The 25,059-nt window shown below is 72.6% G+C and carries 23 protein-coding genes; 1 reads left to right on the top strand and 22 read right to left on the bottom strand.

Annotated elements, in window-relative coordinates; all coding sequences use genetic code 11:
• The first annotated feature begins 2 nt into the window (after positions 1–2).
• Positions 3–707, top strand: coding sequence for an LON peptidase substrate-binding domain-containing protein (locus AB0J06_RS21440; protein WP_357430718.1), 705 nt, complete (start codon positions 3–5; stop codon positions 705–707).
• Here the strand turns inward: AB0J06_RS21440 and AB0J06_RS21435 are convergent.
• From AB0J06_RS21435 to AB0J06_RS21330, 22 genes are all read right to left on the bottom strand, one after another.
• Entirely contained in the window at positions 622–1,611 is a 990-nt protein-coding gene (locus tag AB0J06_RS21435; RefSeq protein ID WP_357430717.1) for a DUF2567 domain-containing protein, read from the bottom strand. The genes AB0J06_RS21440 and AB0J06_RS21435 overlap by 86 nt on opposite strands.
• 95 nt (positions 1,612–1,706) lie before the next feature.
• Positions 1,707–2,957: an AAA family ATPase gene (locus AB0J06_RS21430; protein WP_357430716.1), complete on the bottom strand. Its 1,251-nt coding sequence runs from the start codon at positions 2,955–2,957 to the stop codon at positions 1,707–1,709.
• A 115-nt stretch (positions 2,958–3,072) separates the two neighbouring features.
• Entirely contained in the window at positions 3,073–4,089 is a 1,017-nt protein-coding gene (locus tag AB0J06_RS21425) for a hypothetical protein (protein WP_357430715.1), read from the bottom strand.
• 51 nt (positions 4,090–4,140) lie between these two features.
• The gene (locus tag AB0J06_RS21420; RefSeq protein ID WP_357430748.1) at positions 4,141–5,019 is read right to left on the bottom strand and encodes an RluA family pseudouridine synthase; all 879 of its coding nucleotides are present in this window, start codon (positions 5,017–5,019) and stop codon (positions 4,141–4,143) included.
• Positions 5,020–5,096: 77 nt separating this feature from the next.
• Positions 5,097–5,708: a signal peptidase II gene (lspA, locus tag AB0J06_RS21415; protein WP_357430714.1), complete on the bottom strand. Its 612-nt coding sequence runs from the start codon at positions 5,706–5,708 to the stop codon at positions 5,097–5,099.
• A gap of 117 nt (positions 5,709–5,825) precedes the next feature.
• Positions 5,826–6,248, bottom strand: coding sequence for a TraR/DksA C4-type zinc finger protein (locus AB0J06_RS21410; RefSeq protein WP_357430713.1), 423 nt, complete (start codon positions 6,246–6,248; stop codon positions 5,826–5,828).
• Between the two features lie 540 nt (positions 6,249–6,788).
• A complete protein-coding gene (locus tag AB0J06_RS21405) occupies positions 6,789–8,291 on the bottom strand; it encodes a potassium/proton antiporter (RefSeq protein ID WP_357430712.1) in 1,503 nt (500 codons plus the stop codon).
• Between the two features lie 22 nt (positions 8,292–8,313).
• Complete coding sequence (locus tag AB0J06_RS21400) at positions 8,314–8,694, bottom strand: DUF167 domain-containing protein (RefSeq protein ID WP_357430711.1); 381 nt, start codon at positions 8,692–8,694, stop codon at positions 8,314–8,316.
• 13 nt (positions 8,695–8,707) lie between these two features.
• On the bottom strand, positions 8,708–9,442 hold the full coding sequence (locus AB0J06_RS21395; protein WP_357430710.1) for a hypothetical protein: 735 nt from the start codon (positions 9,440–9,442) through the stop codon (positions 8,708–8,710).
• 49 nt (positions 9,443–9,491) lie between these two features.
• On the bottom strand, positions 9,492–10,295 hold the full coding sequence (locus AB0J06_RS21390) for a DivIVA domain-containing protein (RefSeq protein ID WP_357430709.1): 804 nt from the start codon (positions 10,293–10,295) through the stop codon (positions 9,492–9,494).
• 46 nt (positions 10,296–10,341) lie between these two features.
• Positions 10,342–10,638 (bottom strand): YggT family protein, encoded by a 297-nt coding sequence (locus AB0J06_RS21385; RefSeq protein ID WP_357430708.1) that lies wholly within the window; start codon positions 10,636–10,638, stop codon positions 10,342–10,344.
• Between the two features lie 24 nt (positions 10,639–10,662).
• The gene (gene sepF, locus AB0J06_RS21380) at positions 10,663–11,355 is read right to left on the bottom strand and encodes a cell division protein SepF (RefSeq protein ID WP_357430707.1); all 693 of its coding nucleotides are present in this window, start codon (positions 11,353–11,355) and stop codon (positions 10,663–10,665) included.
• 190 nt (positions 11,356–11,545) lie between these two features.
• A complete protein-coding gene (locus AB0J06_RS21375; protein ID WP_357430706.1) occupies positions 11,546–12,322 on the bottom strand; it encodes a YggS family pyridoxal phosphate-dependent enzyme in 777 nt (258 codons plus the stop codon).
• An 8-nt stretch (positions 12,323–12,330) separates the two neighbouring features.
• The gene (gene ftsZ / locus AB0J06_RS21370) at positions 12,331–13,455 is read right to left on the bottom strand and encodes a cell division protein FtsZ (protein WP_357430705.1); all 1,125 of its coding nucleotides are present in this window, start codon (positions 13,453–13,455) and stop codon (positions 12,331–12,333) included.
• A 336-nt stretch (positions 13,456–13,791) separates the two neighbouring features.
• On the bottom strand, positions 13,792–14,646 hold the full coding sequence (locus AB0J06_RS21365; RefSeq protein ID WP_357430704.1) for an FtsQ-type POTRA domain-containing protein: 855 nt from the start codon (positions 14,644–14,646) through the stop codon (positions 13,792–13,794).
• Positions 14,643–16,121: a UDP-N-acetylmuramate--L-alanine ligase gene (gene murC / locus AB0J06_RS21360; protein ID WP_357430703.1), complete on the bottom strand. Its 1,479-nt coding sequence runs from the start codon at positions 16,119–16,121 to the stop codon at positions 14,643–14,645. Before murC ends, AB0J06_RS21365 begins: the two co-directional genes overlap by 4 nt.
• 79 nt (positions 16,122–16,200) lie before the next feature.
• A complete protein-coding gene (gene murG, locus AB0J06_RS21355; protein WP_357430702.1) occupies positions 16,201–17,307 on the bottom strand; it encodes an undecaprenyldiphospho-muramoylpentapeptide beta-N-acetylglucosaminyltransferase in 1,107 nt (368 codons plus the stop codon).
• 83 nt (positions 17,308–17,390) lie between these two features.
• On the bottom strand, positions 17,391–18,737 hold the full coding sequence (locus tag AB0J06_RS21350; RefSeq protein ID WP_357430747.1) for a putative peptidoglycan glycosyltransferase FtsW: 1,347 nt from the start codon (positions 18,735–18,737) through the stop codon (positions 17,391–17,393).
• Between the two features lie 221 nt (positions 18,738–18,958).
• On the bottom strand, positions 18,959–20,056 hold the full coding sequence (gene mraY, locus AB0J06_RS21345) for a phospho-N-acetylmuramoyl-pentapeptide-transferase (RefSeq protein ID WP_357430701.1): 1,098 nt from the start codon (positions 20,054–20,056) through the stop codon (positions 18,959–18,961).
• Complete coding sequence (gene murF / locus AB0J06_RS21340; protein ID WP_357430700.1) at positions 20,053–21,495, bottom strand: UDP-N-acetylmuramoyl-tripeptide--D-alanyl-D-alanine ligase; 1,443 nt, start codon at positions 21,493–21,495, stop codon at positions 20,053–20,055. The genes mraY and murF overlap by 4 nt, the downstream gene beginning before the upstream one ends.
• On the bottom strand, positions 21,492–23,024 hold the full coding sequence (locus tag AB0J06_RS21335) for a UDP-N-acetylmuramoyl-L-alanyl-D-glutamate--2,6-diaminopimelate ligase (RefSeq protein WP_357430699.1): 1,533 nt from the start codon (positions 23,022–23,024) through the stop codon (positions 21,492–21,494). The genes murF and AB0J06_RS21335 overlap by 4 nt, the downstream gene beginning before the upstream one ends.
• 96 nt (positions 23,025–23,120) lie before the next feature.
• Positions 23,121–24,926 (bottom strand): penicillin-binding protein 2, encoded by a 1,806-nt coding sequence (locus AB0J06_RS21330; protein WP_357430698.1) that lies wholly within the window; start codon positions 24,924–24,926, stop codon positions 23,121–23,123.
• Between the last annotated feature and the right edge of the window lie 133 nt (positions 24,927–25,059).

Raw genomic sequence — 25,059 nt, 5'->3', positions numbered from 1 at the left:
CGGTGATTGCGCGGCTGCCGGTGTTCCCGCTCGGGACGGTGCTATTCCCCGGGCTGGTCCTGCCGCTGCACATCTTCGAAGAGCGCTACCGCGAGCTCGTCCGGCACCTGATCGACCTGCCCGAGGGGGCGCCCCGCGAGTTCGGCGTGGTGGCGATCCGCCAGGGTTGGGAGGCGCTGCCCCCCGCCGGACCGGCGGGGCCGGGCGCCGGCGCCGGCGCCGTCACCCTGCACGACGTGGGCTGCACCGCCGAGCTGCGCCAGGTCACCGAGCTTCCCGACGGCCGCTTCGACATCGTCACCGTCGGCCGGCGCCGGTTCCGCATCGCCGCGGTCGATGAGCAGTCCACGCCCTATCTGCGGGCCGAGGTGGAGTGGCTGCCGGAGCCGACCGGGCAGGAAGAGGTGGCCGACCTGTTGGCCCCGCGCGTGCTGGCGGTGTTCCGGCAGTATCTCGGCCTGATCCGTCGCGATTCGGACGAGATCGGCGAACAGCTCCCCGACGACCCCACGGTCCTCTCCCATCTGGTCGCCGCGACCGCGGCGCTGACCGTCGAGGACCGGCAGCGGTTGCTCGCCGCGCCCGACACCGCGCGGCGGCTCCGCGCCGAGTTGCGGCTGCTCAATCGGGAGTCGACGTTGCTGCGCCAGGTGCGGGCGGTGCCGGTGCCGCTGGCGGAGCTGGCGGTGCCGGCGAGTCCCAACTGACCGGGGCAACGCCGCCGGGGCCGGGCACCGCGGGGCCTTCGGGCTCGGCGTTCAGCGAGGCGTAGCGGGACCAGCCGGCGAGCAGCGTGTACGCCACGGCGGCGCCGAACGCGGGGAGCAGCAGGTCGCCCTGAATGGTGGGAATGAACCCGTGCACCCACTCGAACCGTCCGGCCCGCAGGTCCGGCGGACGGCTCAGCACCTCCCCCACCGGCGCCGAACGCAGCAGCCGCCGGAATTCGGCCAGCCCGATCTGCCGTCCCAACCCCCAGGCGATCGGAGCGGCGACGACCGCGCCCACGACGACCGCGAGCAGCCCGAGGGGGCCACGGGAGCGGCGCAGCAGCATCCACGCGAGGACGGCGACGAGCACGCCGAAGGCGAGACCGAGCACGGTGAACCAGCCATCGGCCGCCACGAACTGTTCCGGCTGCGGCTCCGTCAGCGCCCCGCCGTCCTCGGTCTTCACCACCGGCACGTGGGGCGCGACGACCGACCAGAGCAAGCCCAGCGGCGCGCCGAGCGCCGCGATGGCCAGCGCGGTCGCGAGCGCGACGAGCAGCGCACGCCCACGAGGTCGCGGCGGCGTCGGGGCGACCGCGCCGGCGGGCGGGACCGTGTCCGGACCGGGCGGGACCGTGTCCGGACCGGGCGGGACCGTGTCCGGACCGGGCGGGACCGTGTCCGGACCGGGCGGGACCGTGTCCGGACCGGGCGGCGCGGCGGCGGCCGGGACCGGCGGCGACTCAGCTACGGGAGCGGGGTCGGCCGGATCGGGGGCGGCGGAACCGGACGTGGCTGGCGGTGGGACGGGCCCGTCGGCGCCGTGGACCGGGCCCGGCACGGCGGCCGCGTCGCGGCGATCGTCGTCGGACCGGTCATCGTCGGAGGTTGCGGCGCTCACCCCGTGATCCTCTCAGGCGCGCACCGCGCACCGCACGACAGCCGGCCTCCCGAAAATCCGGACCGACGTGCGGCCATGCCCCGTGCCGGCCCGGATCAGTGGACGAACGGCTCCAGCATCACCGACGCCGCCTGCAGCCACGCCTGCCGCGTCTCCGGCTGCAACTGTGCGTACTCGATCGACGAGCCCGTCTCCAGGGCAGGGTCGTAGGGCACGACCGTCACCGCCCGGGTACGCGTGGCGAAGTGCGCCCGGAGATCGTCCAGCAGCGGGGACGGCCCGGGGGTCGGACAGGAGAGCAGCGTCACGGCGTTGTCGGCCAGCTCGCCCATGCCCACCTCATGCAGCAGGTCGAGCATCCAGTCGGCGGTGAACGCGGCGTCCTCGCGCGGCACCGTCGTGATGACCAACTGGTCGGCCGCCTGCAACACGGTCTGCCAGTTGGCACTCTCCACGTTGTTGCCGGTGTCGACGCAGATCACGTCATGGGTGCGGCGCAGCAACTCCAGCACGCGCCGCACGGTGTGCCGGTCGAGCCGCTGCGCGAAGCGCGGGCTCTCCTCCCCGGCGAGGACGTCGTAGGACCCGTCCGAGGCGTGCCGCAGATAGTCGTCGAGCCGCTCCGTCAGCTCGAATCCGTGGCAGGCCTCGATCTCCGTGAGGTCGGCGATCAGATGCCGGATGGTGCGGGCGTGCCGCGCGCTCCCGGCGCGCAGCCCGAGCGTGCCCCGCAACTCGTTGTCGTCCCAGGCGAGCACGCCCCGGCCGCGCACGCTCCCCACGGTGGCGGCCGCGAGAACGGTCGCCGTGGTCTTGTGCACCCCGCCCTTGGGGTTGGCGAAGGCCAGCACCCGGGGCACGCCCAGGCTGCGGCGGAGCAGCGCCGCGGACCGGTCGGCTTCGGCATCCGGACGCGGCTCCAGCCACTCGATCCGTGCCGGATAGGTGGTTTCGGGGGCGGCGTAGCCGGAGTTCGGTGGATAGCCGGCGGGGCTGCCGCCGTAACCGGGCGAGTATCCGGGAGTCGGCGCGAAGGCCGTGGGCCCCGGGTAGGCCGGGCCCGGGTCGTAGCGCGGCGGTGCCGGGTAGCCGGGGTCCGCAGCGTAGCCGAGGTCCGCGGGATACCCGATGGCCTGCGGTTCCTGGTGGTCGGCCGCCGGGCGGGTGGGCGGCTCGTCGAGCGTCGGTGAGCGGGGCGCGGCGGACCCGCGCGCCAGCTCGGGCTGCTCACCGGTGCGGCCACCGAGCAGGGCGCGGTCGAGCAGCGTCCGCCAGCGCGGCGCTGATTCGGCAGGCCGACCCCAGCCGGTCTCGGTGCCCTCCACGGCTCGCCCTCCCAGCGCCATCGGTCCCGCCTGACAGGCTACGAAGCCAACCCTATTCGGACCATCGCAGCACGCCTATCCCTAACCACCAGCGTTTCAACGGATGGATGGCCCGGCGGATATGGCCCTGTGAGTCTCACGATGCCTCTGCGGCCTCGGTCGTGGCCGGGTGGACGGGGGTTGTCACGTCGCCGGACGGGGCGTGCGGGCTCGCCGGGCCTGACGAGGGTGGGGCGCTGGGCGTCGGCTCGTCGCGAGCCGCCGGCGGCTGCGTGGGTGACGGCGCGGTGACGGTGGTCGGTGCGATCGGGGTCGGCGGCGGGGCGTCCGGCAGATCGGTGTCGGCCGGTGGCCGCACCACGTCCTGCTGCTCGGGCAGGGGCGGCAGGAACACCGCCCGTTCCAACCGGGTGACCTCGGGGGCGGGATCCACCGCACGCACCTCCGGCCGGCGCGCGACTTGGTCCAGCAGCGCGGGGGCGGCGCGCACCACCGCCGCGTAGACGCACGAGCAGTGTGACCGGTACGCGGTCGCCTCGGCGAGCGCGACCCGCGCCCCGCTGTCGTAGAGCTGCCGCAGCTCCCGCTCCTGGGCATCGACACCGGTCAGGGCGGCGCCGCGCTCCTGGTAGTCGCGCGCCTCCGCCTCCTTCCGCGCGGCGACTTCCGCCATCCCGGCGGTGACGTCGCCGGGAATACGGAAGGCGGGAATGTGCACGATCTGGGTCTGGGTCTGGGGCAACGGCACCCGACTGAAGACCTCGGAGACGGAGAGCCCGGTCAGCACCGGGGGGAGCCGGCCGGGCGCGAGGTAGGCCGAGAAGGTGACCAGGGCGTACGTCTCCGTCGACGCGGGGCCCGACGGCGGCGCGGCCAGCAACGCGTCGAGCTTGCCCCGGCTGGACTGCACATAGCCGGGGATCGACTGCCCGTCGATCACGCCCACCCGGACGACATCGCCGGCCGCGTGATCGCCCACCGGACTCCGGTCAGCCGCCCAGACGGCGGTGACCAGGACGGCGGTAGCCGAGAGCATCGCCGCCACGGTCAACACGCGGGGACGGACCTGCCCCTGTCCGAGCAGCGCCATGCCCCTCGCCAGCGGAGGCAACAGTCGGCCGTCCAGCCGTCGCAACAGCTCGCCGACACGCACGGCGCACTCCCCCTCGTCGGTCTCTGAGATGTCCTGATCGACGGGCGGCGCTCAGTCGCCGAGGATGGCGAGCGCCCGTTTCAGGTCCTCAGGGTAGTCGCTGACGAAGCGGACCTCTTCGGCCGTACGGGGGTGTAGGAAGCTGAGCTCACGGGCATGCAGCCACTGGCGGGACAGCCCGAGTCGGGCGGCGAGTGTCGGATCCGCGCCGTACGTCAGGTCACCGACGCAGGGGTGCCGCATCGCGGACATATGCACCCGGATCTGGTGGGTACGCCCGGTTTCGAGGTTGATGTCCAGGAGGCTCGCGGCCGGAAACGCCTCGACCGTGTCATAGTGCGTGACGCTCGCCTTACCGTCCGAGACCACCGCCCACTTGTAGTCGTGGCTGGGATGGCGGTCGATCGGGGCGTCGATCGTGCCGCGCAGCGGGTCCAGGTGCCCCTGCACCACCGCGTGGTAGCGCTTGTCGACCTCACGCGCCTTGAAGGCCCGCTTCAGCACGCTGTAGGCCTGCTCGCTCTTGGTCACCACCATCAGGCCACTCGTGCCCACGTCCAGGCGGTGCACCACACCCTGACGCTCGGCCGCGCCGCTGGTCGCGATCGTGTGCCCGATGGCGGCGAGCCCGCCGATCACGGTCGGGCCGGTCCAGCCGGGACTCGGATGCGCGGCCACGCCGACCGGCTTGTCGACCACGACGATGTCGTCGTCGGCGTAGACGACGGTCAGCCCGGGCACGGCCTGCGGCGTGACCGTCGGGGCGACGGCGGGGGCCGGAAGCGTGACCTCCAGCCACGCACCCGCGGTGACCTTGTCGGACTTCGGGCGCGGCACGCCGTCGACGAGGGCGTCGCCGGCCTCGACCAGGGCCGCGGCCACGGTGCGGGAGAGCCCGAAGAGCCGCGAGACCGCCTGGTCCAGGCGCATCCCGTGCAGGCCGTCGGGGACGGGCAGCGAACGACGGTCACCGGCGGGGCGCAGTTGGCCCGCCCCGTACGTCGACGTCACGACCGGTCCTTCCCGGCGTCGTCGCTCGCGCCGGCCGCGGCGGTGCCGCTCGGCAGCCGGCCGCCCTCGCGCCGCCGCCCGGTGAGTTCGAGCAGGATGGCCAGGCAGACCCCGGTCACCAACGCGCTGTCGGCCAGGTTGAACACCGGCCAGACCTGTCCGTGCGGGTCGAAGAGGCTGACCATGTCGACCACGTGCCCGAGGAAGGGCCCCGGGGCGCGGAAGATCCGGTCGACGAGGTTGCCGAGCGCCCCGCCGAGCACCAGTCCCAGCGAGACCGCCCAGGGGATCGAGCGCAGTCGCAGCGCCATCCAGACGATCCAGCCGACCACGGCCAGCGTGACCAGCGGGAAGATCCAGGTGTAGTCGGAGCCGAGGCTGAAGGCCGCACCGCTGTTGCGGGTCAGGGTCAGGTAGACCGCACCACCGAGCAGCCGGACCGGCTCACGGTGTTCCAGCGTGACGAGAGCGAGGTGCTTGGTGCCGAAGTCGGCGAGGAGCGCGACCAGCGCAATCACCGCCAGGACCTGGACGCTCCGTCGCCGACCGCGATCGGTCGACGGCCCCGCCGCCGGGTCGGACCCAGCGGTGGGCCGCGACGCGGTCATCTGCTCCCCATCGGCGCTCAGTTGCCTATCCCTCCGGTCGTGCAGCGGTGCCCGGGAGCTCCGCTCACGTTCCGGCGAGGCCGACAGGTGTCAGCCCGGAACGCTCGCTCCCCGCGGTTACCGCCGCTCCTCCAGTTGCTTACACGTGACGCACAGGGTCGCGGACGGGAACGCGGCGAGCCGCTCCACGGGGATCGGCGTGGCGCACTTCTCGCACCAGCCGTAGTTGCCCTCATCGAGCCGCTCCAGCGCCCGTTCGACCTGCGTGATCCGTTCGAGAATGCTGTTGGCGAGGGAGATCTCCTGCTCGCGCTCGAACGTCTTGGTGCCCGTGTCCGCCTGGTCGTCGCCAGCCGAGTCGGTCAACCGGTCGCGCTGCAGCTCGGTGATCTCGCTCAGCGTCTGATCGTACTCGGTACGCAGTTCGTCGCGGCGAGCCGCCAGCGCGGCCCGGATCTTCTCGGTCTCCGCGGCGCTGCGGGTGGGCTTGGCGGCCACCGGCTTACGTCCGGCAGTCTTCGTGTCGGCTGGCTTCGCCATCGTCGCTCCCTTGGCCGCGGTCCCCGCGGCGATCGGCGGTGCCTGGTCCGGTGCCTGCACCGGGGCCCGGCGGTCCTTCGGGGCTGCCACATCGGGGGACGTGGCGGGGCTCGTCGGGGCAGCGGCGGCGGAGAAACCCCGACCCGCCGACCGGGCGCTGCGCGCGTACCCCGCCGGATGGCACACCGAACGTTGCGATCCGGACCCGTCCGGTCGTGCCGCGGGCCGCCGTGTCGCCGCGCGCGCGGGCGTCGACCCCGCCCCGTCGGTCGCGGTCACGCCGCCGGAGCGGGCCACCGCGCCTATCCCCCCGATGGCCTGCCCGGACGGCACACCACATTCCGCCACACCCTCGCGCGCGGCATGCGCCCGCTCGGCCATAGCGTCCCCCACGTGCAAAACGGGCGCGCGGCGGGACGCCGCGCACTCCGGAGATTGGCAAGAATACGGAACGTGAGTACGTCAGACAACATTGGCGCACCGTTGTTACCCATCCCGTCCCGGAATAATCCTTAAACCGGGCAAAAGGACGCTAGCAGATCATTCGTCCCGCTCGTTGCCGTACTCGTCGAACCAACGGGCCAACCGTCCGCGCCGGCTGACCGCCCGCAGCCGCCGCTCGGCGGCGTCCCGCACATTCGCGGTGGCGACGATCAACAGGCTGTCCCCGACTTTCAGCCGGGTGTCCGGAGCCGGCACGAAACCGGCACCATCCCGCAGAACCAGCGTCACCGACGCCCCCACCGGCAACCGCAACTCGTCGAGATGCACCCCGGCCAGCCGCGACCCCGCCGGCACCTCCAACTGCAACAGATCCGCCTGCATCCGCTCGAGCGGCGCCGTCTCCACCCGGATCTCCGTCGGCTCCGCGGGAGCGGTCACCCGCAGCCGTCGGGCCACCGGCCCCAGCGTGCCGGTCTGCACGAGGGTGAAGATCACGACGAGCACGAACACGGCGTCGAAGAGCCGGACGGCCCCGGGCAGCCGGGCGGAGAGCGGGATCGTGGCGAGCACGATCGGCACCGCCCCGCGCAGCCCGGCCCAGGAGAGGAAGAGCTGCTCGCGGGGGCTGACCCGGAACGGCAACGCCGCGACCACCACCGACAATGGACGGGCCAGGAACACCAGCGCCAATCCGGCGACGATCGCCGGCAGCAGGGCGTCGTCCAGCCGGCCCGGCGAGACCAACAGGCCGAGCAGGACGAAGAGACCGATCTGGGCGAGCCAGGCGAGCCCGTCGGCGAAGCCGAGAATGGCCTGCCGGTGGGGCAATCGGGCGTTGCCGAGCACCACGCCGGCCACATACACCGCGAGGAAACCCGACGCGTGCAGCACCGCGCCGGCGGCGTACGCGAGAACCGTGAACCCGACGGCGGCGATGGGATAGAGCCCCGCCGACGGGAGCGCCGCCCGGGGCAGCAGCCACCGCCCCGCCATCCCCACCGCGAACCCGACCGCCGCGCCCGCCGCCAGCTCGTAACCGAGCAGCAGGGCCTCGTGCCACCAGGCATGCGCGCCGAACTCCGCGGTGGCCAGGAGAACGACCAGCAGCACCACCGGGGCGTCGTTCATGCCGGACTCGGCTTCGAGGACGGCCACCAGCCGGGGCGGCAGGCGCAACCGGCGAAGGGTGGCGAAGACCGCGGCGGCGTCGGTGGAGGAGAGCACGGCTCCATACAGGAGCGCGAGCCGCCAGTCCAGGCCGAGCAGGAAATGGACCGCCACGCCGACGACGGCGATGCTGACCGCCACGCCGATCGTCGAGAGCACCGCGGCGAGCCCGAGAATCGGGCGCAGCGTGCTCCACCGCGCGGTCAGACCCCCCTCCGCGATGATCACGATCAGCGCACAGAAGCCGAGGGTACGGGTCAGCTCGGCGTCGTCGAACCGGATGCCGAGTCCGGACTCGCCGATGGCGACGCCGAGCGCCAGGTAGACCAGGAGGCTGGGCAGGCCGAGCCGGGTCGAGAGCCGGACCGCGCCGACGGCGACGAGCAGCACCGCCGATCCGAGAAGGAGAGCGACGTCGAGTCCCGTCGTCATGCCCGCCCCGCGTCGCCGGTCCTCACTGTGCCGATCCGTCGCGCAGCCGGCGCAGCCGGCCGTCGAGCGCGGCGTCGGCGCCGGCAATGGTGAAGAGTTTGTCCCGGCTGGCCGCCCCGGCCCGCAGCGTCACCGCGGCGGGACGCAGTTCGAGCGCCTCGGCGAGCGCCCGCCGCGCGGACTCCGTGGCCCGGCCGTCCACGGCGGGCGCGTTCACCGCGACGATCAGGGCCGGCCCGTACGGGCCGTCGTGTCGCCCGCCGACCGTGGCTCGTGCCGATCCCGGCTTGACCCGTACGGCGACGGTGTGCGGAGCGGACGCGTCGTCCGGGGCGCTACCCGGCGCAGCGCGACCGTCGCCGGTGACGCCGGCGCCGGCGGCACGGCGGGGAGCGCGAGACACGGCGCGGCCGCGATCAGACGCGGCGGGCGTCGGCGAGCAGCGCCCGATCGGGCTCGCAGAGGCTGCAGGGGCTGAAGCCCAGGTCGACCGCCTCGCCCACCGGCAGCGGCTCGCATTCGCGGCCGAGCAGGTGCACGCAGCCGGCCAGGTGGTAACGGGGACGACCGTCCACCACCAGCACCTCGGTGACCAGGCGCGCCACCCGCGCCGCGTCGGCCGCGCTCACGTGCTGCGGCCGCGGCTCGTCCGGCGGTTCCTCGTCGAGCACCGCATCGGACGGCGGAACCGGATCGTGACCGCTGGTCCACCGTTCCGCGTCCACCATGGGCGCGCCGGCAGCTGCCGGCGGATGGGCGTCGCCACGGCGGGCATCCCCAGGGTGGCGCACTCCCCGATCGACCTGCGACGGCACGGCCGCCTCGACCGGGTCCGCGAGCGCCACCGACGCGCCACCGATGCCGTTGGCTACCCGTCGCCCGACGGGCTCACCCGTCCGTCCCCCGAAGGTCGCGGCATGGTGGTGCAGGACGGAGTCATCCTCGTCGCCGTCAGGCACGCCCGGTCCGAAGCCGGCCGGGGCCGACTCGACGCGCGCGGCGGCCGCCTGGCGGGCGCCGACCACGAGCGCGACGGCGGCCAGCAGGCTTGCCGCGATCGAACTGATCAGCAGCATGCTCGAACCGTTGGCCAGACCGAGCACCAGCAGTGTGACGGCGACGAGGATGAGCAGCAGGCTTCCGACAATCACGGTTCACCCCCGCAGCATCGGCTTCCAGTTGTGTCCGTGACCGTGCGGGTCAGCGACCGGCTTCGAGGGCGTTGGAGCGACCGCCGCCGTAGGAGCCGGCGAGCCCCGCCGTGGCCAGGCCACCGGAGACCGCGCCGGGCCGGTTGCTGTCGGCCCGCGACATCTCCGCCTCCAGACCCTGCCCACGACCGTCGAGGTCGCGCAGCTGGCTCTCCAGGTAGGCCTTGAGCCGCGTGCGGTATTCCCGCTCGAACTGCTTGAGCTCCTCGATGTGCTTCTGCAACGCCGTGCGCTTGGCGTCGAGACCGCCCATCGCCTCCTGGTGACGCTGCCGGGCGTCGCGCTCCAGCGCGTCGGCCTTGGCCCGCGCCTCGCGGGTGACCTCCTCCGCCTTGGAGCGGGCGTCGGAGAGCAGCTTGTCGGCCTCGCGACGGGCGTCCGACACGTGGTCGTCGGCCGTGCGCTGGGCCATCATCAGCACCCGCAGGGCCTGCTGCTCACCGTCACCGGTGACGACAGGCGTGCCCTGGGACCGCATCTGCTCCAGCTCGGCCTGCATCGCCCGGGCCGCCTGCTCGGCGGCCGCCTTGTCGCGCTGCACCCGGTCGAGCTGGGTCTTCATGTCGTTGAGCTCTGCCGCCAGCCGCGGGTCGGCACCCGGGGCGGCTGGAGCGCCGCCACGACCGCCGCGCTCCACCTGGGCGCGAAGCTCGTTGTTCTCCTCGATCAGACGGGCGAGCTCACGCTCGACCTCGTCCAGGAAGGCGTCGACCTCCTCCTCGTCGTACCCCCTCTTGCCGATCGGAGGCTTTTTGAAGGCGACGTTGTGGACGTCGGCCGGGGTAAGCGGCATCGAAACTCCTCGGGTCAGTTGCGGCCGCGTAGCGCGCTGGTCAGGGTTACCTGATCAGCGGCTCCACCACGAACCTCATCAGCACGAACAGGATAACCAGGAGCACAAGCGAGGCCAGGTCGAAGCTCACGGTACCAATTCGCAGTGGTGGGATCACACGCCTCAACGCCTTGAGGGGCGGATCAGTGACGCTCCACACCGATTCCATTCCTGCGGCAGCCGCCCGGCCCGGTTGCCACCGCCGACTGTACTGGAGCACCGCGCCCAGCACGAAGCGCGCCAGCAGGGTCAGGAAAAAGACGTAAAGCAGCAGGTAGAGCACTTGGAACATGATCGACAACACGGCAGACGGCGTCCCTCGTTCGGGCTAGCTCAGGCTGAAAAAACCGCCCTCAGCGATCTTGGCTTTGTCCTCGGCGGTGACCTGAACATTGGCCGGCGAGAGCAGGAACACCCTGTTGGTCACGCGCTCGATCGTACCGCGAAGTCCGAACGCCAAACCGGCAGCGAAATCGACCAGTCGGCGCGCGTCGGCCTCGTCCATCTCGGTGAGATTGATGATGACCGGCACACCGTCCCGGAAGTGCTCGCCGATGGTGCGCGCCTCGCGGTAGGTCGTCGGATGCAGCGTCGTTATCTGGTAACGCTGCTCGTCCTCGACCGCCGGGACGCGCTCACGCAGCTGCACCTGGGGCGCCAGCGCGAGATTGTCGCGGGTGGGATAGGCCAGCCCGGACGACCCCTCCGGCGCGCTCGGCCGGGTGATCGAACGGACGCTGGCGCGCTCCGACCGCTCGGGAAGCTCCCCGTCGCCACGCTCCAGATCGTCCGCTCGGCTCAGCCGGTCCGAACGGCGCAGCCGCTCACCCGACCGGACCCGCGTGAGGACCGGCCCGTCGTCGGGATCGTCCTCATCGTCGCCGAACTCGTCGGCGTACCGGCTCTCCCGGTAGCGCGACTCGCGGTAACCACCCTTGTCGTAGTCACCGTCGTCATACGCCCGGTCGTCCTCGTCCTCGACGAGGCCGAGCCAGACCCCCGCCTTGCGCAGTGCACCCATCGCCGCGCCCCTCCGTCCGCCGTGCGGCACGCCCCCCGTGCCGTGCCCCTGCTACGCGCGTGAACACTGCAGTGCCCACCGGCCTGAGACATCTCCCCCCGCCCCGATGATGAAACGACCGGAGCGGCGACCCCTAACGGGGAAGCGCGTCTCAAACAACACTGATGTAATTTGGTATCCCGACGTCAGGCTACCGCAGCGTGGGGCGCATTCCGAGCAATGCGGCGCCGACGCGCACATGTGTCGCGCCGTGCGCGACAGCGGCCTCGAGATCGCCGCTCATCCCCGCCGAGAGCACGGTGGCACCCGGAAAACGGCTCCGCACGTCCGCCGCGATCACCGCGAGCCGCGCGAAGGCCGACTCCGGCGGCCACCCCACCGGCGCCACGGCCATCAGCCCGGCCAGCCGCAGCGCCCCGTGCCCCGCGATCGCCTCCGCGACCGGCAGCAGGCCGCGGTCCACATCGGAGCTCTCCGGCAGCGCGCCGCCCCGCGACGGGTCACCGTCGATGCTCACCTGGACCAGCACGTCCAACGGCGGACCCGGCTCACCCGCGCCCGACTCCCCGCCACCACGGTGACGGCGTGCCGCGTCCGCGAGCGCCGCCGCCAGCCGCACGCTGTCGACCGACTGGACCATGTCGGCGTAGCCGACCACCGATCGGCACTTGTTGCGCTGCAACTGCCCGACGAAGTGCCACCGTACGTGCGCCCCCGCCGCCGCAACCGCGGCGGCCTTGGGGGCCGCCTCCTGGTCGCGGTTCTCCCCCACGTCGGTCACGCCGAGCCCGGCGAGCAACGCGACGTCGCTCGCCGGGTACGTCTTGGTCACCGCCACCAGGGCGACCGTGGCCGGATCCCGACCCACGGCCGCACACGCGACGGCGACGCGCTCGCGCACGCGGGCGAGGTTGCCCGCGAGCTCGGCGCGTCGCCGTTGCGACGCGTCTGTCGATGCCCCGGTCATGTCCCCGCTCAGGAACCGTTCTTCAGGAAGTCCGGCACGTCGACATCGTCGAAGAGAACACGGCGCGGTTGCGTGGTGGTTGTCTGCGCCGTCGTGGGCGCTGACGGGGTGGGGGTCGCCGCCACGGCCGGCTGGGCCGTCGGCGGGGCGACCTTGCGCGGCGCCTCCGCCGGCTTGTACGCCGGCGCCCCACCGTCGAAGCCAGCGGCGATGACCGTCACCCGCACCTCGTCACCGAGCGCGTCGTCGATGACCGCACCGAAGATGATGTTGGCGTCGGCGTGCGCGGCGTCCGTGACCAACTGGGCCGCGTCGTTGATCTCGAAGAGACCGAGGTCGGAGCCGCCCGCGATGGAGAGCAGCACACCCCGCGCCCCGTCCATGCTCTGCTCGAGCAGCGGGCTGGAGATGGCCGCCTCGGCCGCCTCCACCGCGCGGTTGTCGCCGCGGGCGCTGCCGATGCCCATCAACGCGCTTCCCGCCCCGCTCATCACGCTCTTCACGTCGGCGAAGTCGAGGTTGATCAGACCGGGGGTGGTGATCAGGTCGGTGATGCCCTGCACACCGGAGAGGAGCACCTGGTCGGCCTGACGGAACGCGTCCATCATGCTGATGCCCCGGTCACCGAGGGCGAGCAGCCGGTCGTTGGGGATCACGATGAGCGTGTCGCACTGGTTGCGCAGCTCGTCTATGCCCGACTCGGCCTGCACCTGCCGGCGCTTGCCCTCGAAGGAGAACGGCCGGGTGACCACGCCGATGGTCAGCGCACCGAGCTTGCGGGCGATGTTGGCCACGACGGGCGCGCCGCCGGTGCCCGTGCCGCCGCCCTCGCCACACGTCACGAAGACCATGTCGGCGCCCTTGAGCACCTCTTCGATCTCATCGCGGTGGTCTTCGGCGGCGTTCTTGCCGACGTCGGGGTTGGCCCCCGCGCCGAGCCCGCGGGTCAGCTCGCGACCCACGTCCAGCTTGACGTCGGCGTCGCTCATCAGCAGCGCCTGCGCGTCAGTGTTGATCGCGATGAACTCGACGCCCTTCAGGCCGACCTCGATCATGCGGTTGACGGCGTTGACTCCGCCGCCACCGATGCCGACGACCTTGATGACCGCCAGGTAGTTGTGCGGAGGTGTCACCGGTATGCCTTCCCTTCCGAGATTCGCGGTCGACGGCCCATGCGACCCGGCCAGACCGCGATCGAGAACCGCTCGCTACGAGAGGATGAAGGGATAACCCTCACCCTCTACTAGAGGCTTAGAGTTATGTCAACCTCTGAAGCTCTCGGGGGCAACGTAAGCTGACCTCCCGCGCTATCCAAGAACCGACGCGGCGTGTCGCCCTGTCGCTCCCCACAGACCGTCAGATCCGGCATTCCGCCGACCGAACGGGCCACCCCCGCACACCGGAGAGCCCCCGACCGTCGACTCCCCGATCCCGCCGCGTGGGCGGCGGCCGGACGACCGCGCGCGGCGTCAGCGAACCGTGACCACGTCGGGTGCGCTGACGTCGATGGTCTTGCCCTTGCGCGACAGCAGCGCGCTCGCGACCCGGGCCTTCGTCTCATTGTCCGAGGCGTCGCCCCAGACCACCGTGCGGTCACCGCGCAGCTTCAGCGTGATCCGCGCCGGCCCCGCCACCACCACCTCGATCAACTGGGCCCGCAGCTCCGTCGTGAGTGCGCCGAGCACCTCCAGCGCCGCACGGGTCGCCGGGTCGTCCGGGCCAGGGGCACCCACCCGCGCCAGCGGGAGCTCCGCCGGCCGCGTCGCCACGGTCCGGAAGGCCACACCGGAGGTGTCCACCACCACGAACCGCCGCCCCTGCGGAACAACCGCCGCCGGGGTGCGCTCCACCACCTGCACCAGCAACCTCCCCGGCCACTCGCGGGTGACGGTGACCCGCTCGACCGGCGGCAGCGCCGCCACCCGGTCGCGGACGGCGGCGATGTCGACCCGGGCCAACGACAGCCCGTCCGGTACGGCGGCCGCGTCGCGGATCTGAACCGGGGTGAGCAGCTGGGCACCCGTCACCCGTACCTCGCGAACCCCGAAGAAGGTGGTGCCGTAGACGATCCAGGCGACCAGCCCGGCGAGGGCGAGCACCCCACCGACCACCGCCCAGGGCATCGCGGCCCGCAACCGCCGCTGGCGCGCCCGACGCATGAACCTGCGGACCGAGGACGGCACGGCGTCCGTGCCGGCGCGCACCAGGCGCCAGCGCCGTGCGCCATCGTCGTCGGTGCCGCCGCGGCCGCCCCGGCCGGTCACACCCGTCGACGCCGGTCGACCACCCGGCCCGCCCCGGCCGCCACCAGCGACAGGGCTCATCCGGCGTCGAGGGTCGCGGTGTCCCGACGCGGCTGCGCGGCGGCGGGTCGCGGACCGGTCCCGTCGGCGAGGGCGGCGAGCAGTTCGTCGCCCATCAACGAGATGGGCGGCGCGCCCATCGTCACCACCACGTCACCCTCGCGGGCCCGGCGGACCACCTCCATCGGCACGTCCTCCCAGGACGGGACGAAGATCTTGCGGGCGGCGGGGAGCGCGACCGCTTCGGTCAACGCCACCCCACCCTCCCCCGGCTGACGCATCTCGCCCGGGCCGAAGACCTCGAGGATCACCACCTCGTCGGCGATCGCGAGCGCGGCGGCGAGTTCGGCCTGCAGGTCACGGGTCCGATAGACGCGGTACGGCTGGAAGACGACGATCAGGCGCCCGTCCCCCGCGACCTCCCGCAGCGTCTCGATCGCCGCCGTCATCGACGTCGGGTGGTAGGCGTACTCGTCGTAGACCTGGATCCCGGCGGCCATGCCCTTGCGCTCGAAGCGCCGGCGCACACCGGGGAACGAGGCCAGCGAGGTCACCGCCGCGGCGAGCGGCAGGTCGAGTTTGAGGGCGGTCAGCACGGCCGCGGCGCTGTTGAGGCCGAGGTGGCGACCGGGCATCGGCAGCGCGATCTCGCCGAGCGGCTCACCGTGCAGTTCGGCCAGATACCGCACCCCGTGCGCGGACGAGGTGACCTCCGACATCCGCAGGTCGGCGTCGTCGGCCGTCCCGTACGTGAACACGGTGCGCCCTTCGGCGCGGAGCATCTCGGCCATCGCCCGGGTGCCGGGGTTGTCGGCGCAGGTGACCACGAAGCCGTCCGGATCGGTGAGCCGGGCGAACTCGGCGAAGGCCGCCGAAAGCCCGACCAGGTCGCCGTAGGTGTTGAGGTGGTCGGCGTCGATGTTCGTGATGATCGAGACGTACGGCCGGTAGAGCAGGAATGAGCGGTCGCTCTCGTCCGCCTCGGCGACGAAGTATTCGCCGCTGCCGTGGTGCGCGTTGGAACCCGCCTCGGAGATCTCCCCACCGATGACGAAGGAGGGGTCCTGGCCGGCCTGCTGGAGAATGAGCGTCGCCATCGACGTCGTGGTGGTCTTGCCGTGGGTGCCGGCGACCGCGATGGTGCGCCGCCCGGTCATCGTCGCGGCGAGCGCCTCGGAGCGGTGCAGGATCCGCAGCCCCCGCCGGCGCGCCTCGACGAGCTCGATGTGGTCCTGCGGGATCGCGGTGGAGTAGACCACCGTGTCCACACCGTCCAGGTTGGACGGCTCGTGCGTCATGTGGATGGTGCCGCCGAGCGCGCGCAGGCTGGCGAGCGCCGGCCATTCGCGCAGCTCGCTGCCGGAGACGGGGATGCCTCGGGTCAGCAGCAGGCGGGCCAGCCCGCTCATGCCGACCCCGCCGACGCCGATCAGGTGGACGGTGCCCAGGTCTTCGGCGGCCACCGTGCCGACCGGCGCGAACTCCGCGGTGTTCACAACATCACCTTTCCGTTGGGTGCCGCGTGGGGCGCACCTGAAGCGCGCACCCCCGCGGTCCTCTCCTGGCCGGCCGGCGTCATCCCGTCACGGCCTCGTAGACGAAGTCCAGCAGGGCCTCGTCGCCGTCCCGCCGCCCGTACGCGGACGCGGCCGTGCCCATCGCGGCGAGCCGCTGCGGATCACGGATCAACGGGATCAGATGCTGCTCGATCCAGCCGGGGCTGATCTCGGCGTCGTCGATGAGCAGTCCGCCACCCGCCTCGACCACCGGCATCGCGTTCCGCTTCTGCTCCTGGTTGCTGTGTGGGTAGGGAACGTAGACCGCGGGCAGCCCGATCGCCGCGACCTCGGCGCAGGTCATCGCCCCGCCGCGGCAGAGCATCAGGTCCGCGGCGGCGTACCCGAGCTCCATCTCCGACAGGTAGGGCAGCGTGACGTAGGGCGCCGGCAGATCGGTCGGCACCGAGACGGGCTCGTTGCGGGCGCCGATCACGTGCAGCACCTGGACGCCGGCACGGGCCAGCTCCTTCGCCGCGCCCGCCACCGCGAGGTTGATCGAGCGGGCCCCCTGCGAGCCGCCGGAGACGAAGACGGTCGGCAGATCGGGGTGCAGCCCGAACCGGGCCCGGGCCTGCTCCCGCAGTGCCGCCCGGTCGAGATGGGCGATCGACTGGCGCAGCGGGACGCCCACGACGCGCGCCTCGCGCAGCGACTCCGCCTGCACCGGTTGGTGCGGGAAACCGACCGCCACATGCTTGGTGAACTTCATGCCGAGCCGATTGGCAACGCCCGGCGGCACGTTGACCTCGTGGATGACGATCGGCATCTCGCGGCGCCACGCGGCCAGGTAGGCCGGAACCGAGACGTACCCCCCGAACCCCACCACCACGTCGGCCCGGACATCGTCGATGACCTTGCCGGCGGCCCGGGCCGCCTTCCACATCCGGTCCGGGGTGCGCATCAGGTTCATGTTGACCGACCGGGGCAGCTGGTACGCCGGGATCTGCCGCAGATCGTAGCCGCGCGGCGGGATCAGCTCGTTCTCCAGGCCCTTCTCGGTGCCGACGCAGGTGATCCGTACGCCGGGGTCGTGTCGACGCAGGCAGTCCGCGAAGGCCAGCAACGGGTAGATGTGCCCGCCCGTGCCACCTCCCGCCAGCACGACCGACCGCAACGGACCCATCAGCGTCTCCTCTCGCTCCCTGTCCCGGTACGCCGACGCGCCACGTGCCGCCGTTCCGGGCGGCACCGGCTGCGCGCCGTGCGTCAGTCGCGCCGCTTGACGGACCCGCGCTCGGATGTGCGCGCGGGTGCCCCGGAGGGTTGTTCCCTCCGGCGGCCGTCGGGTAGCGGCGGCAACGGGGCCCAGAGTAGTCGGACCCACCGCGCGGGCGGGCGGGCGTGTAGGGCCCGGGCCGCATCGGGTTCGGCGCGGGCGAAGGAGGCGAGCATGCCGACCGCTGCGAGGGTCATCACCAGAGCGCTGCCGCCGTCGGAGATGAACGGCAGCGGCAGGCCGGTGATCGGGAGCAGTCCGACGACACCACCGATATTGATCACCGCCTGGCTGACCAGCCAGGCGGTCGCCGCGGCGGCGGCCAACCGGCGGAACGGGTCATCGACGCGCCGGGCGATGCGCAGCCCGCTGTAGGCGAGCACCGCGAAGAGCGCGAGCACCACGACGCAGCCGACCACCCCCAGTTCCTCGGCGACGATCGCGAAGATGAAGTCGTTGTGCGCCTCGGGCAGGTAACCCCACTTGAGCTGGCTGGTGCCCAACCCGACGCCGAACCAGCCGCCGTTGCCGATCGCGTAGCGCGCCTGCAGCGCCTGGTAGCAACCGTCGAGCCCGCACTCCTCCGGCGGTGTGAGGAACGAGGTGAGCCGGCCCAGTCGGTAGTTCTCGGCGCCCTTCTCGCCCGAGCCGGCGCCGAACGAGGCCGCGGCGATCAGCAGCCCGATCCCGGCCAGCGCGGTCGCCGACAGAATGCCGAAGACCTGCAGTCGCACGCCGGCCGCCCAGAGCAGTCCGACCAGGAGGGCGAGCAGGCAGAGCATGGTGCCGAGGTCGTTGTAGCCGACCAGGAGGAAGAGCAGGCCGACGACGGGGAAGAGCGGCATCGCCAGCTCCCGCCACCAGCCCAGCGACTCACCCTTGCGGGCCAGCACGTCTGCCCCCCAGATCACCAGGGCGAGCTTGGCGACCTCGCCGGGCTGGAGACTGACCGGGCCGAACGTGAGCGACAGCAGCCGGGCGCCGATCGGGCCGAACTGCACGTGGTCGGTCTTCAGGAACGAGGCGTAGAGCGTGAGCAGACCGAGCAGGGACAGCAGCCCGATCGCCAGGCCGAGCAACGGGCCGGCGACGGCGCGGTAGGTGCGGGCCGGCAGCCGCTGGCACATCCAGAACACCACCAGCCCGACGACGGCGAACATCGCCTGCTTGCTCAGCATGGCGAACGCGTTGCCGTTGGTGGCGTAGGCCTCGACGCTCGTGGCCGAGAAGACCATGGTCAGTCCGATGACGAGCAGCAGCCCCGCGCTGGATACCAGCAGGTAGTAGGAGGCGAGCGGGCGGGCGAGCAGACCGCGCAGCGCGGCGAGCCCACCCATGAGATCAAGCCCGCGGTCCGCAGCGGGTGACGGCGTCGCCGGCGCGCGCTCCGCGGCCGGTGGCGGCGATGCCGTGGTGCGGTCGACGCCGGGCGCCGACCCCTGCTCACCGGTCACACCGCTGACCCCTCCCTCCCCCATCCGCTCATCATCGACGCTCGCCGCGCGACACGGCGGCAGGCGCGCCCGACGGCGTGTCGAGCGCGCGCGACGGGAGATCACTAACCGTGGACGGTGAGGAACTCGCTGTAGAACAGCCCCAGCCCGATCGCGACGCCGATCCCCGCGATGATCCAGAATCGGACCACGATGTTGACCTCGCTCCACCCGGCCAACTCGAAGTGGTGCTGCAGCGGCGACATCCGGAAGACGCGCTTGCCCGTGGTCTTGAACGAGATGATCTGGATGACCACCGACATCGTGATGATGACGAAGAGCCCCCCGATGATCGGCAGCAGCAGCATCGTCCGCGTCGACATCGCCATGCCGCCGATCAGCCCGCCCAGACCGAGCGCCCCGGTGTCACCCATGAAGATCCGGGCAGGTGAGGTGTTCCACCACAGGAACCCGACGCAGGCGCCGGCCGCGGCGCCGGCGATGAGGGCGACCTCCAGCGGGTCACGCACCGCGTAGCAGTATTCCGCCGGGTAGTTGAGGTCGCCGCACCAGTGCCGGTACTGCCAGAAGGCAATCAGCGCGTAGGCGCCCAGCACCATCACCGAGGCGCCGGTGGCGAGGCCGTCGAGGCCGTCGGTCAGGTTGACCGCGTTGGTCGTGGCCATCACGACGGCGATGAAGATGATGACCGAGGCCACCTTGCCGACGTCCAGCCAGCTGATGTCCCGGATGAACGAGATCGTCGTGCTGCCCACGGTCTGGCCGTTGGTGCTCGGGAAGTAGAGGGCGATCACGCCGAACACGGCGCCCACGAGCATCTGCCCGATCAGCTTGCCCCGCGCGCTCAGCCCCAGGCTGTTGCGTTTGCGCACCTTCAGGAAGTCGTCGAGGAAACCGACCGCGCCGGCGAAGACCATCAGGCCCAGCAGCACGAGCCCGGTGACGGTCGGCCGCTGCTGCGCGATCTGCGCCTCGGGGAGCGTGGTGAGCGCAAGGTGGCCGGCGACGTACGCGATGACCGTGGCGATGATGAAGACCACGCCGCCCATCGTCGGCGTGCCCTTCTTGCCCTGGTGGCTAGCCGGGCCCACGGCCCGGATCGGCTGGCCGGCCTTGAGCGCGGTGAAGACCTTGATGCCGATCGGCGTGCCGAACAGGGAGACGATGAAGGCCACCGCCGCCGCGACGATGACGGCCCTCACGCCGTGGCCTCCCCGGCCCCGGCGCGCAGCGCGTCCGCGACGTCCCAGGTGCGGTAACGCGAGCCCTTCACCAGGACGACGTCACGGGCGTCCAGCTCGCGCCGGAGCACCTCGATCGCCGCCTCCTGATCGGTTACCAGCACCGATTCTCCTCCCCATGTCGCAACCGCCACCGCCCCGTCGTGGATCGGCGCGGCGGACTCACCGACCACGATGAGCCGGTCGACGCCGAGTTGGGCGGCGAGCCGCCCAACCTCCTCATGCCCTTCCCGCTCGAACTCGCCGAGCTCGGCCTGGTAGCCCAGCACCGCGACGGTCCGGCGGTCCTGCCCCATCGCGACGAGCGCACGCAGCGCGGCCGCGGTGGAGGCGGGATTGGCGTTGTACGAGTCGTCGATCACCGTGACGCCGTCGGCACGGTCGAAGACATCCATCCGTCGGGTCGATACGAGCCGCAGCTCGCCGAGGGCCACCGCCAGGTCGGCCAGGGGCATCCCGAGCTGCAGCGCCACCGCGGCGGCGGCCAGCGTGTTGCCGACCTGGTGCCGACCGGAGACGGCGAGCCGCACCTCGGCCCGCACCTCCTCGCTCGCGACCGTGGGGCCACTCCTCGCCACCGGCGGCTGCGGCGCGGCCACCACCAGTGTGTACGCCGCCCGTCCCCGCGCGTCGACCGTCACGTTCTCGGCGCGCACGCCCGCGTCGGCGGCCTCACCGACGAGGACCACCCGGGCGCCGGTGCGCCCGGCCATCTGCCGCACGCGCGGGTCGTCGGCGTTGAGCACCGCGACGCCGTCGGGCGGCAGCGCCTCGACCAACTCGCCCTTGGCCGCGGCGATCCCGTCGACGGAGCCGAACTCGCCGATGTGCGCGACCCCGACGTTGATCACGACGCCGATGCGGGGCGGCGCGACCTCGCAGAGGTAGCGGATGTGGCCCGGCCCGCGCGCGCCCATCTCCAGCACCAGGAACCGCGTCTCCCCGCCCGCCTGCAGCACCGTGTAGGGATGCCCGAGCTCGTTGTTGAACGAGCCGGCCGGCGCGACGGTGGGGCCGAGCCGGGCGGCGAGTTGCGCGATCAGGTCCTTGGTCGTGGTCTTGCCCGACGAACCGGTCAAGCCGATCACGGTCAGCGCCGGCAGCCGGTCGAGTACCGCCCGGGCGAGCTTCGCCATCGCCGCGAGGGCGTCGTCGACGAGCACCATCGGCACCCCGGCGACCTCCCGGCTGCCGAGCGTCGCGACGGCCCCCGCCGCGACCGCGCCGACCGCGTAGTCGTGGCCGTCGACCTTCTCGCCCGGGAAGGCGACGAAAAGCCCGCCGGGACGCACCTTGCGGGAGTCGAACTCCACGGTGCCGGTGATCCGCGCGGTCGGATCGGCGGCGACGAGACGGCCGTCTACCGCGGCGGCGATCTCGGCGAGCGTCAGCGGGATCATCGCTGCCCCACCAACGTGCCGAAGCGCGCGGCGAGCGCGGCGGCCAACTCGACGCGATCGTCGAAGGGATGCAGCTCCCCGGCGATCTCCTGCCCCCGCTCGTGTCCCTTGCCCAGCACGGCGACCACGTCGCCGGCGTTCGCCATCCGCACTGCCTCGTCGATCGCGGCGCGCCGTCCGGCGATCTCCACGATCCGCGCCGAGCCGTCGGATTCCTCGGCCCCGCGGCGCACCTCGGCCCGGATCGCGGCCGGATCCTCGGTACGCGGGTTGTCGTCGGTGATCAGCACCAGGTCCGCGCCGCACGCGGCGCCCGCCCCCATCAGCGGCCGTTTGCCGCGGTCCCGGTCGCCGCCGGCCCCGATGACGCAGATGAGCCGGCCGCCCCGCTCGACGCTCAGCTCGCGGAGCGCCGCGAGGGCGGCCACGATCGCGTCGGGCTTGTGCGCGTAGTCGACCACGCCGAGCACCGGACCCGGCGCCTCGATCCGCTCCAGCCGGCCGGGCACACCGGGGCAGCGGGCGACCCCGGCCGCCGCGGTCGCCGGGTCGACGCCGACGGCGACCAACGCGGCGATCGCCAGCAGGGCGTTGGCGACGTTGTGCCGGCCCGGCAGCGCCACGCCGGCCTCGACCGCCACGCCGTCCGGGCCGATGGCCGTGAAGGTCTGCGCGTAGCCGGAGCCGTTGACGTCGGCGGCGCGCCAGGTCGCGGCGGGATCGCCGCCGGCCGAGTAGGTCACGGTCGCTGGCTTGTGGAGCGGGACCAGCGCCGGGTCGTCGAGGTTGAGCACCTCGACGCCACAGCGGCCGTCGAAGAGCTGCGCCTTGGCCGCGAAGTATTCGTCGGCGTCGGCGTGGAAGTCCAGGTGGTCCTGGCCGAAGTTGGTGTAGCCGCCGACCGCGAACCGCACGCCGGCCACCCGCCCCATCGCGAGAGCGTGGCTGGACACCTCCATCACCACGGCCGTCACGCCGCGTTCGCGCGCCGCGGCCAGCATCGCGTGCAGATCGGTCGCCTCCGGGGTGGTGCGCACGCTGTCGAGCACCACGTCGCCGAGTCGGGTTTCCACGGTGCCGATCAGCCCGGTCGTGTGGCCGGCGGCGCGCAACCCCGACTCGATCAGGTAGGCCGTCGAGGTCTTGCCGGCGGTGCCGGTGATGCCGATGACGGTCAGGTCACGGGTCGGTTCGCCGTAGACGGCGGCGGCGACCGCACCCAGCACCGCGCGAGGGTCGGCGACGATCAGCGCCGGGAGCCCGGCGCGGGTCGCGGCGGCCGCACCGGCCGCGTCGGTGAGCACGGCGACCGCACCGGCGGCGGCGACGGCGGGGATGAACTCCGCGCCGTGCCGACGAGCACCGGGCAGGGCCGCGTAGAGGTCGCCGGGGCGGACCTCGTCGCTGGCATGGGTCACCCCCGTGACCTGCACGGACGCGCCGTGCGGGACCGGGTCGACCGCGAGCAGCGCGGCGATGTCGGCGAGCCGGAGCGGGAACGCGGTGCGGGGACGCGGATTGCCGGGCACGGCGTCAGACCCTACCCGGTCGCGCTGACCGCATCGCACAGCCCGCCCCGTTGGTTCTTCTTTCAAGGACCACGCCCACGTCACGGGCCGTACCGCTCACCGGCTGACGACGAAGGTGGGCGGCTTGCTCGTCGACGGCGGCACCCGGTAGTGACGCAGCGCGTAGGCCATCATGTCCCGGAACGCCGGGGCGGTGACATCCCCGCCGGTGGTGCCCCCCGGCGTGTCGGCGAAGACCGCGATCACGTACCGCGGGTTGTCCGCGGGCGCCATCCCGATGAACGACGTCACGGAGTCCTCGGTGTACCGGCCGTCGACGATCCGCTTGCCGGTGCCGGTCTTGCCGGCGATCCGGTAACCGGCGATCGCCGCCCGCGTACCGGTCGCGTCCGGCACGGTGGTGACGGCCTCCATCATGGTGCGCACCGCCGCCGCGTTGCCGGCGCTGATCACCTGGCGGGTCTTGGGCGCCGGCGCCGGCGTCTTCGTGCCGTCGGGCGCGATGGTCTCCCGGATGATGTGCGGCTGCACCCAGACCCCGTCGTTGGCGATGGCGGCGTAGGCCGCGGCCATCTGCATCGTCGTCGCGTCGACGCTGTGGCCGATCGGCACCGACCCGTACGACGATTCGCTCCAGTCCTTGGGCGGCAGCACCCGTCCCGACGCCTCGCCGGGCACCCCGACGCCAGTCGGCTGGCCGAGCCCGAACTTGAGCTGGTAGTCGAAGACCCGTTGCGGACCGAGCAGGTCGGCGACCTTGATCGTGCCGACGTTGGAGGAGTAGGCCATGATCCCCGGCAGCGTCAACCTCGTCCCGGCCCGGAACGGATGGGTGTCCGTGAACGTGGTGTCGCCCTTGCGGATGGCTGGCCCGACGGTCACGGTCGAATCCGGCTTGATCACGCCCTCCTGCAGGGCCGCGCCGAAGAGCAGCGCCTTGTGCACCGATCCGGGGTCGACGACGAAGCTGGTGGCCGCGTCCTCCCGGTCGGTGGGCTTGAAGGCCAGCGGGTCGGCGGCGTCGTAGGTGGGGTAGCTCGCCTGCGCCAGCACCTCGCCGGACCGCACGTCGATCACGACCGCCGCGGCGGTGCGCGCGTGACGCTGCTTCGACATCTTGGACAGGATCCGCTGCACCTCGTACTGCAGGTCGCGGTCGATGGTGAGCGCGAGGGAGCTGCCCGGCTTGGCCGGGGTGATCTTGCTGTACCCGCCGGGGATCTCGGTCGCCCCCAGGTCGCCCTGGCCGATCTCGAACACCCGCTCGCCGTTGACCCCGCGCAGCAGCTCGTCGTAGCGGGCCTCGATGCCCTCCAGCCCCGTCATGTCCTGACCGGCGAACCCGATGAGGTTGGCCGCCAGGTCGTTACCGGGCACCTCGCGCCGCTCGTCGCGGGCGATGCCGATGCCGGTGATCTCCATTTCGAGGATCTTGCGGGCCACCTCGATGTCGACTCCGCGGGCCAGGAACTCGAACTCCGACCAGCGGCCGTCCGGCCGCTTCTGCTTGACCAGGCGCTTCCTCAGGTCCGAGCGGGGAACGCCCAGCAGCGGCGCGAGAACCGTGGAGGTCCGGTCGGGGTCCTTGATGCTCTCCGGGTCCGCGTAGACGTAGCGCGCCTCTACGCTGTGCGCGAGGACCGCGCCGGAGCGGTCGAGGATGCTGCCCCGGGGCGCGGGGAGCACGACCGGCGCGCTGAGCCGGTCGGCGAGCCCGCCGCTGGCGTACGCCGGGGTCGTGACGACCTGCAGCGCGACGAGCCGGATCCCGATGGTCGCGAACATCGTCAACGCCAGCAGCGTCGCGAGACGCAGCCGGCGGCGCGGATCGGCGAGCCGGGGCGGGCGCGGCGGGCGGGTCGGGCGGGCCGGGCGGGCCGCCTTGCGATCCGCCTTGCCCATGCCACGACCCGCGGCGGCCGGGCGCTCGGCGCCACCGCGGCGCCGCCGCGGGAGTACCGACGCCCCGTCCCCGACCCCGGCCCGGCGATGGTGTTCAAGGAGAATTTCGGGCCCACCGGCTACATCCCGACCC

The organism is Micromonospora sp. NPDC049679, assembly GCF_040659735.1.
GTDB lineage: Bacteria > Actinomycetota > Actinomycetes > Mycobacteriales > Micromonosporaceae > Micromonospora_I.
Note: the sequence above shows the minus strand (reverse complement) of the source record. Positions and strands in the feature narration are given on the sequence as shown.

Bases quoted from the DNA above. Each gene is read 5' to 3' on its own strand.
- AB0J06_RS21430 (WP_357430716.1), bottom strand. From the start codon at position 2,957: ATGGCGCTGGGAGGGCGAGCCGTGGAGGGCACCGAGACCGGCTGGGGT.
- AB0J06_RS21420 (WP_357430748.1), bottom strand. From the start codon at position 5,019: ATGCGCCTGGACCAGGCGGTCTCGCGGCTCTTCGGGCTCTCCCGCACC.
- lspA (WP_357430714.1), bottom strand. From the start codon at position 5,708: ATGACCGCGTCGCGGCCCACCGCTGGGTCCGACCCGGCGGCGGGGCCG.
- AB0J06_RS21410 (WP_357430713.1), bottom strand. From the start codon at position 6,248: ATGGCGAAGCCAGCCGACACGAAGACTGCCGGACGTAAGCCGGTGGCC.
- AB0J06_RS21405 (WP_357430712.1), bottom strand. From the start codon at position 8,291: ATGACGACGGGACTCGACGTCGCTCTCCTTCTCGGATCGGCGGTGCTG.
- AB0J06_RS21390 (WP_357430709.1), bottom strand. From the start codon at position 10,295: ATGCCGCTTACCCCGGCCGACGTCCACAACGTCGCCTTCAAAAAGCCT.
- sepF (WP_357430707.1), bottom strand. From the start codon at position 11,355: ATGGGTGCACTGCGCAAGGCGGGGGTCTGGCTCGGCCTCGTCGAGGAC.
- AB0J06_RS21375 (WP_357430706.1), bottom strand. From the start codon at position 12,322: ATGACCGGGGCATCGACAGACGCGTCGCAACGGCGACGCGCCGAGCTC.
- AB0J06_RS21365 (WP_357430704.1), bottom strand. From the start codon at position 14,646: ATGAGCCCTGTCGCTGGTGGCGGCCGGGGCGGGCCGGGTGGTCGACCG.
- murG (WP_357430702.1), bottom strand. From the start codon at position 17,307: ATGGGTCCGTTGCGGTCGGTCGTGCTGGCGGGAGGTGGCACGGGCGGG.
- AB0J06_RS21350 (WP_357430747.1), bottom strand. From the start codon at position 18,737: ATGGGTGGGCTCGCCGCGCTGCGCGGTCTGCTCGCCCGCCCGCTCGCC.
- murF (WP_357430700.1), bottom strand. From the start codon at position 21,495: ATGATCCCGCTGACGCTCGCCGAGATCGCCGCCGCGGTAGACGGCCGT.
- AB0J06_RS21330 (WP_357430698.1), bottom strand. From the start codon at position 24,926: ATGGGCAAGGCGGATCGCAAGGCGGCCCGCCCGGCCCGCCCGACCCGC.